Origin of the sequence: Enterococcus pernyi (genome assembly GCF_045371165.1) — a bacterium.
Classification (GTDB): domain Bacteria; phylum Bacillota; class Bacilli; order Lactobacillales; family Enterococcaceae; genus Enterococcus_B; species Enterococcus_B pernyi.
This window is the reverse complement of record NZ_JBIQDM010000009.1, coordinates 98,969-110,877: the sequence shown is the minus strand read 5'-3', so window position 1 is coordinate 110,877 and position 11,909 is coordinate 98,969. Positions and strand designations below refer to the sequence as shown.

The following is an 11,909-nucleotide window of genomic DNA, read 5'->3' as shown; positions in this document are numbered from 1 at the left end:
ATTGGTTGAAGTAATGAAGATTGCGCCCGAAACAAGGATTTTGAAAATGCTTGGAGAAGATTTAATTAAAGATGAAAAAACAGCTTTGATAGAGTTAGTAAAAAATTCATATGATGCTGATGCTACAGATATTAAAATCTTTTTTAAAAATTTTGAAGATAATTTTGAATTGAACGATGGCTCAGAAATCTATATTGTTGATAACGGTGATGGGATGACCAAGAATGAAATAGTAAATAATTGGTTGAGTCCGGGAACTGCTAACAAGAGAAGAAAAAAGAAAATGGGGGAGAAAACCAAATTAGGAAGAGTTTATCAAGGGGAAAAAGGGATTGGTAGATACTCCATGCTTAAGTTGGGAAAAACCGTTGAACTTTTCACAAAAACTTCATCAGAAAAGAAATGGAATCATGCTAAATTAGATTTGTCAACATATGATTCGGAATACTTTGAAAGCCCAGAAGGGACGCATTTATTATCAGAATTAGAAGTTGTTTATGAAGAAAAGAATTGCGATGATGAGTTAGTTTTGTCGCATTTAGAGGATAAAGGAACTATTTTGAAATTGTCTAATTTGAATGGAATATGGAATGCAAAAAAAGTAAATGAAATTTATGATGATTTAGCTAGACTAGAACCTATATCCAAAATCATACATGGTTGGAGCTCTAATAAAAATATTGAATCCTATGTGGAAAAATTCAGTATAAATCTATTTTTAAACGGTAAAGAGACAAGCCATAAAAAATTATTTCTTGAGGACGTAGTAAAATTTTTAAATTTGTTGGAGAAAAAATGTTTAGTGTCAATAACTAATGGTAAGTTTGATGATAAAACAGGAAACTTTGAATTTTATTTAAACGGAAGTCCACATATTATAAATTTCCAATCAACTTCCTTTATAAAATATCCAGCATATAAACGCTATTTTTTAGAAAGAGAAAATTTCAAAATTGAGGATTTGAGATGTGGAGGATTTAATTTCGAGTTTTATGCTTTCAATTTTTCATCTAGAGGTAACTATTTAAAAAATTATGTGTTAACAGCTGAAGAAAAAGAATTAGTTGAAAAGCACAGGATATATTTGTACAGAGATAATGCGCGAGTTTATCCATATGGAGAAGCTAAAAATGATTGGCTTGAAATAGATGCTTTGAGAGGTCTGATTAGAGCCAATGAATTTCTGACAAACGGACAAACAGTTGGATTTATTTCTATTTCTCATAGTGAAAATCCTTTGTTACGAGATAAAACTAACCGTGAGGGTTTAATTGAGGATGGAGAAGTTACATTTGAATTTGTAGCACTTCTTCAAAGTTTTTTGAATTATCTGAGAAGAGATATTTATGAAACGGTACTTGATGGATTAAAAGAAGAAGAACTAAGAGTGAAACGTGAAGCAGACCGAAAAGCGGAAGAAATGCGTAAGGTCAAAGAAGCGGAAGAACAAAAAACAGAGGAAATAAGAAAAGCACAAGAAGCTGAAAAACAAAAAAAAGATGAAATAAGAAAAGCACAAGAAGCTGAAAAGAAAAAAACTACAGAGGGACAATCTAATAGTGAGACAATAAGTGAAAAAGAAAAACTAGGAAAAAAAGAATTGGAACTAAGTGATAGAGAAAAGCGATTAGCAGAGAGAGAGAAAGAAGTAAGGAAACAAGAAAGAAGAGTAGTAGACAATTATATTGGGATGAAGGTTGAAAAAACAGAGTTCTTTAAACAGTCTAACATAGTCACGGTACCTGCGAATTTAAAAGTAACAATTGATTACAATGAACTTTTAAAGCAAGTAACAAGTCTAGACTATGAAACGCATTATTTGGTATATGTAATGGCTTTTAGAGCTCTAACTGAGGATTTGGCAAAAAAATATATAGGAGCCAGAGAACTTACTTTAAAGGCTGGTTTAGGGGAGAAAATTGCAAGTGTAATAGATGATTTGAAAGATATAACGAAGCAAAAAGATACGACATTAACTAAACCTCAAAAAGAAGAGTTACAACGCTTTTTTGGAGGGTACAATCCATTTAATAATCAATTGGATGTTATAAAAGACAAATTTCATAAAGAAGGACAGCAACAAATACTCGCAACAAAACTAAACACTTTTGCTCATACACCAGTTTGGATGAACCAAAGAGAGGCTTTAGATATTGCAAATAACGTTATATTACCGTTAATGTTGTTGTCTGACCGAGTGATAGTTTTTCTTAAAGAAAATCAGAAATAAATAAATTATTTCTGATTATGATTGCTCCCAATAACATATCTAAATTGACCAGATTTTGACCATCTTAATTTGATAATTAATGATGGTTAATGACTAATTGACCTATTATGAGTGACCTTAATTACTTGTTTTGACAATGAATGACACTGGTTAGTAAGCCGATTCCAATATGGAAGGGTCTGTGGGGTAACAACTATTTCATTGCTCGAAACGTTGATATTAAAGCGTTTCGAGCATTTTTTTATTTGCATTTTAATAGTTGGCTACGTTTTTGGCTACGTTTGGAATTATTCGCCCATAAATTTTGCAAATCGGTCACCTGTTTTCTTAATAGATTGTGGTGTGACATGAGCATAGATATTCATGGTAGTTTTAATATCTTTGTGACCTAATCGTTCTTGTACTTCTTTTATCGAAGCACCACTTTCAAACAATAAGCTACAGTGGGTATGCCTAAATCCATGTGGAGTAATTTGAGGCTCCATCGGTGTCTTTTTGTAAATCCAATTTAACCAATCGGTTACTACTTGAGTATAGTGGATCTTGTCTTAGTTTGTAGTGAATAAAAACTATTTTTGTTGATATATGTTATATCAATATAGAATCGTTATAATCATTCTATTATCCGCCACAAAGAGTTTTACAACTGCTTAGAAATCAGATTACTCGTTCAAATAATATTGCAAATTGAATCAATAAAAGAAGCGTTGAAGAAGAGCTCATTCTTTCAACGCTTCTTTTTTAGAAGATTTTAATGACCATATCAACTTCACTTTCAGGATTAGGTAATTCATGGAAGCTAGTGTTTATAGTGCTTAATTGATCAACTAACCATATTTTATTTTTTGACTCTTAGACGAAACTAAAATTAATATCATTGTTCTCGTGTTGAAGAGGTGTCTCCAAATAATCTGGTGAATACTCATAGTCAACGTAACCTGCTAATACAAAAGAGAGTAATCCATTATTTAGTGTCAGATTTAATGGATGGTCGTAAGCTTTTATTTTTTTTTTACGTCATATTGTACATATCTTCAGCCATAAAAGTTGAGTTCGTGATTTCATCTTGGGTTTCATTAAAAAAGTTATCCGAATAGTCGCTTATTTTTGAAAAGTCTTTATTGGCACCAGCCTCAAAAAATTGTTCAACTTTTTTAGTATAAAGTTGCGCTAACGCTCCTTTTTCAATATTAACTTTGATATTTTCATCTCTATCAATTTGTGTGCTGTTTAGTAAGGGAAGATCAGCTTTTAGTTTTATATCGTCTTGATTTCTTTCAATTTCAATTGGCAAAATCTTTTCAGTAGATTCAGTTTCTGATAAAGAGACATCTAGTTTTTTATCATGATAATAAGCTTCAAATCCATCTGGAACCGGAAAAAAAATGTATTGGGTAATTCTTTTCTGAGGTTGTTGTACTAGTTTCTGTACTTGTAGAACTTGTGTCAGAAGTGGTACACCCGCTTATAGTTCCGATGAGTAAAGCGCAGGTTAGAATGATTGCAAATTTCTTCAAAAAAATTCCTCCTTAAAACTGTATGTGGACTAATACTAGTCTCGTTGTAGCATACCAAATCTTTAATATTAATAAGAAAAAGGACTAATTTTAGTCCAAAAGGTGTGCTATTCTTGAAAGAGGAAAAAAATAATGATAAAGAAAATGTAATCGGTAGCAATATTAGACGAATCCGATTAGAAAAAGGAATTGGTCAAACCGAGCTGATTAGAGACCTACAGCTCAAGAAAATCGCTATAACTAGGGAAACATTGGTTAAGGTCGAAGGCGGCCGCCAACATATTAAGTTAGATAAATTGAGAGCTATTAGGGATGTTCTACAGGTGTCTTATGAGGATTTGCTTCAATGACTACTTGTAGTCATTTCGTTTAAATTTATTATGTTACACCCTTATGTGTCACGAAGAAATACTGGTATAATAATGAGTGATATATGTAACGTTAGGGTATACTCTTATGTGGCAACTTTTAGATATAAAATAATACATTAATGTTTGATTACGGAGGAATAAATATGAAAAAAATTGTTTACTTCGATGAAGGATCAGTAACAGATTATATGCAAATTGTGCAAGAGGGTAGTCTTGTTAAAACTACGGAACTGTTAAGTCAAACACAAAAAGGAATTGGAGCTTCTGGTGGCGCAGATATTAAATTAAATCCGTTCGCATCCTTATTGACCGCTATCGCGGGTCTTTCTGCCAACGTTTCTGGAAAAATTAATGTGTCAACTTCTTATAATACTGATAAGATGGCAAAAACGATTATCCAAAATACTTTATTGTCGGATTTTTTAACAGTTTGCAATGCTGAGAATAGTCAGATAGAAAATTTTTCTGGTTTTACTTTGTCTGAACCTAAAGGCTCATTAACTGAGCTTCTCAAAATTTCAGCTTATACAAATATGATGAATGGACGGACTCTGATAGACACCTCCGATGAAATAGAGTTAAATATAGAAAAATTTAATGAGACAATAAAAATGGCTAAAGGTTATTTTGAATTTTTAGGAGTAAAAGAAGAGCGAAAAGTTATATTTAGATTCAATATAGAAGCTCTTAGGAATAATTATAGAAGTATTGACCTAACTAGAATGGATTTGTTAATCTATGGTGTTCAAGTGGGGAAAGCATCATTAAATCAGTTGAATTTTAATGAGGAAATAAAGTTAGAACCTGATAAAGAAGAACAGCCTAAGTTTTTTAAACTAGACAATATCAAGGATGGGGAGAAAGATAAAAAGTCGGGAAATATCACAGAATCAGGTATAGAACTGGAAATGTTTGATGTATTTCTAGCGGGGGTTATATAAATGGAAAAAATAACGATTTTTTATGGATCAAGTAAAGATTATCGTGCTTTTCTAGACAGTAAGGGGATTTCTTTAGATGATGCTATCTTATTTCCTGAATTAATAAGTCAATATAATGAAACAATAAGAGCTTCAAATAAAGGGTATATAGATAAAAGTATTAAATTTTATACTGATGAAAAAGAGTATGTGGAGTATTCGATAATAATGCAAAATGATTTTTCCTCTGTATTGGAGCATGTGATTTCTAATTTTTCACACATTATATCTTTAGCTCATGAGATTGAAAATATAATTTTGCAAAATCCTCCCAAAAGAGTTATAGAGTCGTTAATTGCATCATATTCAGAAGATATCTTTGAATATGAATATTCAAAGTATAAAGACTTTTCTATTGATCAGATTGATGCTATTAATCAAGTTATGGAAAAAGAAGTAATTGGACAAAATCATGCTAAATTTTCAGTTTTATCTAGTTTATATCAATTATCAAAAAAAAATACAAATAAACCTATAGTTATACATTTTTTCGGACCATCTGGTGTTGGGAAGACTGAGCTCGCTAAATCTATTAGCCACTTTTTCGGAGGTGAGCTATTAAGAATCCAATTTTCTATGATGCAGACCGAAGAAGCTAACAACTATATTTTTGGTGATAAGCATAGTAAAGATTCTTTTGCGAGAGATTTGCTTTCTCGCGAAAGTAATGTAGTTTTAATTGATGAGTTTGATAAAGTTCATCCAAATTTTTATAATGCTTTTTATGAAGTTTTTGATGAAGGGGTATTTAGAGACTTGAATTATTCTGTAGATTTATCTAATACAATTTTTATACTAACATCGAATTTTGAAAGTATAAGTGAAATGAAGAGCAAGTTGGGAGTGGCCATGGCTTCTAGAATAGAAAAATCGATTCAATTTTTTGATCTTGATATTATATCGAAACGTAAAATAATTCAGAAAAAATACGATAGCATCGTTGAGTCTTTAAATGAAACTGAACAAGCAAGAATTAATCAGATGGGGATACTTAACTGGTATTTTGATAACGTGGAAAAATTTATTAATATGAGAGAATTAAAATCATCAATTGAACAGGATGTATTTGATGTATTAACTAATGAATTGCTTAATGATTTAGCTTCTAATTCAATGCATTAATGAGAAGAAATTAGACGAAATTATCAATTGATCTTACAAAATACTATATAATTTTGCTTATAACTATTATGAAAGTTTTTTTGATGCTTGAAATTTTGTATATTGAAAATATTAACTAATAAAGGAAGTTGTTAAATGCCTGAAAAAGGAAAAAGTACTGATAGCCTGATGAGACACATTAGAGATACAAAAGTGGGCCATAATATTGATATAGGTGGAAGTAGAGATAAAAAAGATCTATTAATGATGGGTTACTATCATGGATATAAAGGATATCGTTTTGCACGAAATGTGAATAATAAGTTACCTATTACTAAATTTAAAGAAATTACAGCCATTTACAATTTTGATATGGCTTTGAAGAGTTTATTTTATTCGCCTATTATGAAACTTGAAACGGCAATAAAAAATTATATTATCGATGCTTTAGTTTCGGGAGATGAGTGTTCTTATGAAGTTATTTTTGATAAAAAACTAAACTTTTATAAAACTGTGAATCCGAGTGATCGAAACTACAATTTTTTAGTGAAAAAAAGATTAGAATTAAGGAAGAAAATGCATACTACGATTTTATTTGAATATGGAAATGATAATCCTGTAATTCAGAATTTTGTTCACAAAGATAAGCCAATCCCTTTATGGGCAGTATTTGAAGTTATTTCGTTGGGAACATTAGGCTCCTTTTTTCAATGTCTAAATATAAGGGATCGTAAGAAAATTCTACAAAGCTTAGGAATTTTAGATCCTAATGATACAAATGGCGAGCTGCTCTCAAGACATGTCTGGATAATAAAAGAGTTGAGGAATGCATTAGCTCACAATCATATTATATTCGATTGCCGTTTTAAAAATTCTAAAATTCCTACATGGATTCGTTCACATATTGAAAGTCAAATGGGTACAACTAATTGTACGTTTAATACGATTACAGAATATCTAGCACTGTCTGTGTTTTATATGAAATCTATAGGTATGACAAAAGTTGAGATTAAAGCCATAGTTAGGGATTATGAGGGACTAGTAAGAGAACTCCAAAAGAGCGTTCCTACGTCTGTTTTTAATACAATAGTTGGGACTGATGTATTTAATAAAATTAAAGCGATTAAAGAGTATATATAGCCACATCTTTTGCTTTACAAACAGAATGATACATGTTAATATTTTAATACAAATAGCGGTGTAGGTTTGATGTCTGAAAAGACAATAGGACTACACTTAAGGGCGTAGGATATTGGATATCCTACGCTCTTTTGATATAGTTACATTTTTAATTTAGTAGTGTTGTATTGAGTATAAGCTGGATACTATGGATTGGGATTGGTGATTTCGTTTATCCTATATCTTAGTGATGGGAAACTTGCTAGCCGCCAAGAAATTCAAGATGCACTAGACTTGCAAAAAAGCTACACATCTGAACTATTATCTAGTCTGAAGAAAGCAGGCATAATTGGTTCTGAGGGGCGAGGGACAGCTACTAGATATTACCTGATAGCCACTGACGTTAACTAGTTTTAATAAAATTTTTTCATCTTTACCGGACGATTTACCGGAATATAGAATATAAATCCCGTTATATCAACGTTTTAGCCGCCGGACGATAGAGGGTTAAGGGTTTAATGAAAAAGTGATTGCTATTCTTCAATCAGCCAACTTGCCAAGTTGTGGTAATGATTTGAGGTAATAGCAGCGTATAACTTTATATAGTTCTGCAAAACTCCATGAATAAGAAAATATTGATTCGGTGCTATTTTTATTTAACCGGATCTTATAATTTCTTACCAAAAGCACGCCGCGCAACTTGAATACGATTAGAAAACCAATCAAGATGAATTATCATCGATAAATTGATTAGCTCTATTCAAAAATTGTTGAAATACCAACTATCTTCAATTATCTTTAATTAACTCAACTTCATGGTCGAAGCAGAATAACTTGAATCCTCAAATAACTTCTCTACCTGCTGTTTTGGCTACGATATTGGCTACGTTCTCGATGATATTACCTGATAATATACACTGTCAGTCTATGGAAATTTGTTAAATGAAATCTTTATTTAAAGCCTGTTCCGTTCCATTGCTTCCCAAAAGAGTCATTGGAAGGGGCTGTGGGGTAATTGTATTGATTAAGCTAGAAATGCCTATTTGAAGGTGTTTCTGGCTTTTTTTATTTTGGGTGTGTATAAAGTAACACCATTTGGATATAAATTTTTAGAGAGATTTAACTACTATGCAGTTATTTTTGCATTGTTAAGCCTAAATAAAATAATTAATAGCGCCCAATTTTGAAAGTATACGTTTGCTGAATATATGAATGATAAAGGTAAAGAGACAAAACTATGGTATGTTACAAAAAATAATTTTGGAAAAGATACAGCAATTGAGTCTGTTTTAGTATTTGATAAGGATAATAAAATTAGCAGATATAAGAATACTAAGTTAACTATCGGCGAAGTCTCTAATATGACAGATGTAGAGATATTAGAAAAAGATAAGCAAGATGAATTTGATTATCAATCAGCTAGAGTTCAAGGTGTACGAGAAGATATTGCAATAGCGGAGGAGCTGTTAGAGAAAAGCGACAGTTCCATAGTAAAATCAGGAAAAGAATTCCTATCCAAGATGAAATCAGATAATAATTTGAACCCAATTGATATCGAACCATCAGATTTTTATTTCAATATTATCACTGATTCATCAGGAAATCAGACGGAGAAGGAAGAGTTTTCATTTATTATTCATGAAGTGAGTTACCCTGATTCTAGTTATACAGGATTATATAATGTGGAAGGAGATTTGTATGCGATTGGGGACAATTATGTAAATGATGAGACAATCAATGAGGCAATCTCCAACAAAGAATATCAAATGCGTACAGTTCAAAACGAGGTAACTTATGAAATTACGGCTCCGACTGTAGTACGAGCGCCCCAAGTTTATGAAAGTACGTATAATTATTTTCCTATTGAGAATCTGGGATGGTCTATAGCCTTCAGAACAAAAGATTTAGTCTCACTTAAATTTGATCAACCAGATACGGATATTGAGAATATTACCATTGATGAATAGTCTTGTGCTCCACATTTTTTATGAATGAGGATTTTTTGTTTATTTTTACTACAAGAAAACGTATTTTTTTAAATTATTGAAACTATTCCGCGATTTTTATTCGAAACGTTAGAAAATGGACAATGTGACTAAAAAAGTATGGTATCATAAGTGAAAACGCTCACTAAGGGGGGTGTATTATGCTTTATTTACCTGTTCCATCCTAACAACGTAGGAATTTGAATAGTTAGCAAAAAAAGGCGAAGCTGTCTCTACTAGAATCTGTCCAAAATTTCGACTCAAACTCACTTAAAAACTTAAATTGTTAAACAAGGAGACAAACTATATTAAGTCAACTAAAAACTAACAGTTTTTCTGGTTTTTTTAGACGTTTTTCGCGCATAACAAATAAGCCTAGCCTGTCTAAAAAATTTTAAAAGTTCAGTTGACGACCCTCTTGTTTTTTCGTATGGTTCGCCTGTCTTCAAAATGCGAAAGATTATGCGTACCATCTTTTTGACGACATGGGAAATCGCAACGTGTAGAGGAACTAATAACAGGAATAAGAGCATATAATCTAAAAGCTTACCAAAGGTACCAAGAATAATTTACTCAAAAAAATCAATAAAATGAAATGATGTGTGAGCAGATGACAAATGTATTTAACAAAATTCCAAATGATTTTTTTAAAATTTTAACTTCTAAACACAAGGAAATATTTTTGGAGTCTCTCTTCCATATTGATGCTTTACTACAAGGGAATATCTATTTTTCTCGAGATAAGGTTGTTGATAGTCTTCAGAACCATCTATCTTCGTTGGGGGTTACGTTGAATGGGTTAGAGTATGCAGATGAGTATGAAGAAGAAATAAAGACATTAAGAATGCTGGTCCAAAGCATTTTAAGACAACTGGAAAAAAAAGGTTGGTTGAGAGTTAATTTAGAGGAAGGTTTTACTCAGCAAGTTTCTTTCCCAAGTTATGTAAATAGTTTCATTCAAATATTGAGAGAAATTAATTCAAATCAATCGGCCTCTTATTCAAGCTACGTGTTTTCTACTTATTCTGCTTTAAAAACTGGTTTAGAGGATCCTAGTAATCTACTTGAAGCTCTCGAATCAGCTTGGACTTCTACAAAAGGATTACAACGGGCTATTCAAAATGCTTATTTCGATTTATCAGAAATGTATACCCAAATTGTTGATGATTTATCTACAAGTGAAATGCTATCTCAACATTTTGATATTTACAAACAAGAAATTATTGATCAAGTCTTATTTCCTCTAAAAACAAGAGATTCCCTGCCTCGTTTTAAAAATACAATCCTGACTTTAATCACTAAATATAATAGTGACGAGGTAATCGAACTATTAATTACACAGAATTTAAAAAATCAAATTCAATCGATTTCCGGATTTGAATTGGAAGCTGAGAAACAGGTTCTCACGTATTTAAATGGAATTGCTGATTTTTATCGGGATGTCAGTTTTTTGATTGATAAGATTGACAATAAGAAAAATGAATATACTGAAAAATCAATTGGAAAAATTCAATATCGTTTGCGTTCTGATTTTCAGTTAAAAGATAAAATTGATCGGTTGATTCATCAAATTAAAGCAGATAAAGATACTCAAACCTATGATTTAGCAAATATTGTGGAATTTCAACTCATTGATCAAGAGTACTTGTTTGAACCTAGAAAGAAGAAGGAAGATATTAGTAATAAAACTCGAAAGAAGATCGAAGTGTTTAAGAAAAAAGAAGATGGTTTTGAGCAAGAGCAGTACCAATTATTCAAAAAGCTAGCTAATCCTAGGTACTCTTCGAAAAAGGTCGATCAGTTTATTTTAGAATTGCTAAAGGAGAAAGAAACCATTTCAACTTTAGACTATAAAATTAGTTCTTATGAGGTGTTTATCTTGACTATTATGGGAGCGATTCGTGGATACGAAGAAAATGGAAGCGGTTATATAGTTGCTATCAAAAAGGAGTATGTTCGTAATGGCTACTATAAATTACCAAAGCTGATTTTTAAAAAGGAGAATCGAAATGTATGAGTTAAACTTTGTTGAAGCGTACGACAATTTGACGTCGGAGGCTGTGTTAAAATTTCAAAAGGCTGTTACTAGATTGTTGAACTGTACGTATATTAATCGTATCAAAAATGATGGACAAAACTGGGATGAAGATTATTTATTCATAGAAGAAAAATTTGAGCTTTTTGAGGAGTATTTTAAGTTTGGAGGGTACGAAGTGCGTATTAACCGCGATATTAGTGTTATTTCCATTCAGGGTCAATTTTCATCTGCTAGAAAAAAATTAGATAAGGAAACAACTCTTTATATTTTAGCCTTGAGGTTATTTTTTGATGAAAAAATAAAAGAGTTTAATGGTTCTTCAACAATTGTTGTTCGAGTAGCCGAATTCATTGATAAGTTATTGGAATATGGTATTAAGGATAAGAAACCTAATTTACAAGCGCTGAGTAGATGTTTGCGTTATTTATCAACAGTTGGAATTTTAGGGAAAAAGTCAGGGAAATGGGAAGATGCTGATACCATGTTCATCATTTATCCGTCAATTAAACTGTTGTTGCCGAATGAAAGATTAGATGAAAAACTTAAACTGATTGTGGGAGGGCAATAG

Annotated in this window: 8 protein-coding genes and 2 pseudogenes; 8 read left to right on the top strand and 2 right to left on the bottom strand. The window is 31.5% G+C overall.

Features of this window, described 5'->3' with window-relative positions:
* Position 1 precedes the first annotated feature (1 nt).
* The gene (locus tag ACH0AK_RS11190; RefSeq protein WP_499796901.1) at positions 2 to 2,230 is read left to right on the top strand and encodes an ATP-binding protein; all 2,229 of its coding nucleotides are present in this window, start codon (positions 2 to 4) and stop codon (positions 2,228 to 2,230) included.
* 287 nt (positions 2,231 to 2,517) lie between these two features.
* Here the strand turns inward: ACH0AK_RS11190 and ACH0AK_RS11185 are convergent.
* Both ACH0AK_RS11185 and ACH0AK_RS11180 read right to left on the bottom strand, forming a co-directional pair.
* Positions 2,518 to 2,799 (bottom strand): annotated as a pseudogene (locus ACH0AK_RS11185) (tyrosine-type recombinase/integrase); the annotation flags it as partial.
* A 172-nt stretch (positions 2,800 to 2,971) separates the two neighbouring features.
* Positions 2,972 to 3,747, bottom strand: a pseudogene (locus tag ACH0AK_RS11180) (hypothetical protein).
* Between the two features lie 104 nt (positions 3,748 to 3,851).
* Between ACH0AK_RS11180 and ACH0AK_RS11175 the strand changes: the two are divergent.
* The 7 genes from ACH0AK_RS11175 to ACH0AK_RS11145 all read left to right on the top strand — a co-directional run bounded on the left by ACH0AK_RS11175 (position 3,852) and on the right by ACH0AK_RS11145 (position 11,909).
* Entirely contained in the window at positions 3,852 to 4,097 is a 246-nt protein-coding gene (locus ACH0AK_RS11175) for a helix-turn-helix domain-containing protein (RefSeq protein ID WP_194179496.1), read from the top strand.
* 164 nt (positions 4,098 to 4,261) lie between these two features.
* Positions 4,262 to 5,059 carry a DUF6414 family protein gene (locus ACH0AK_RS11170; protein ID WP_194179495.1) on the top strand — a complete coding sequence of 266 codons (798 nt, stop codon included), beginning with the start codon at positions 4,262 to 4,264 and terminating at the stop codon, positions 5,057 to 5,059.
* Positions 5,060 to 6,220: an AAA family ATPase gene (locus ACH0AK_RS11165; RefSeq protein WP_194179494.1), complete on the top strand. Its 1,161-nt coding sequence runs from the start codon at positions 5,060 to 5,062 to the stop codon at positions 6,218 to 6,220.
* Between the two features lie 135 nt (positions 6,221 to 6,355).
* A complete protein-coding gene (locus ACH0AK_RS11160; protein ID WP_194179493.1) occupies positions 6,356 to 7,339 on the top strand; it encodes an Abi family protein in 984 nt (327 codons plus the stop codon).
* A 1,187-nt stretch (positions 7,340 to 8,526) separates the two neighbouring features.
* Positions 8,527 to 9,285: a hypothetical protein gene (locus ACH0AK_RS11155; protein WP_226075760.1), complete on the top strand. Its 759-nt coding sequence runs from the start codon at positions 8,527 to 8,529 to the stop codon at positions 9,283 to 9,285.
* A 628-nt stretch (positions 9,286 to 9,913) separates the two neighbouring features.
* A complete protein-coding gene (locus ACH0AK_RS11150; RefSeq protein ID WP_226075756.1) occupies positions 9,914 to 11,320 on the top strand; it encodes a Wadjet anti-phage system protein JetA family protein in 1,407 nt (468 codons plus the stop codon).
* Complete coding sequence (locus ACH0AK_RS11145; protein WP_194179492.1) at positions 11,313 to 11,909, top strand: DUF4194 domain-containing protein; 597 nt, start codon at positions 11,313 to 11,315, stop codon at positions 11,907 to 11,909. Before ACH0AK_RS11150 ends, ACH0AK_RS11145 begins: the two co-directional genes overlap by 8 nt.

Bases quoted from the DNA above. Each gene is read 5' to 3' on its own strand.
- ACH0AK_RS11170 (WP_194179495.1), top strand. From the start codon at position 4,262: ATGAAAAAAATTGTTTACTTCGATGAAGGATCAGTAACAGATTATATG.
- ACH0AK_RS11165 (WP_194179494.1), top strand. From the start codon at position 5,060: ATGGAAAAAATAACGATTTTTTATGGATCAAGTAAAGATTATCGTGCT.
- ACH0AK_RS11160 (WP_194179493.1), top strand. From the start codon at position 6,356: ATGCCTGAAAAAGGAAAAAGTACTGATAGCCTGATGAGACACATTAGA.
- ACH0AK_RS11155 (WP_226075760.1), top strand. From the start codon at position 8,527: ATGAATGATAAAGGTAAAGAGACAAAACTATGGTATGTTACAAAAAAT.
- ACH0AK_RS11150 (WP_226075756.1), top strand. From the start codon at position 9,914: ATGACAAATGTATTTAACAAAATTCCAAATGATTTTTTTAAAATTTTA.
- ACH0AK_RS11145 (WP_194179492.1), top strand. From the start codon at position 11,313: ATGTATGAGTTAAACTTTGTTGAAGCGTACGACAATTTGACGTCGGAG.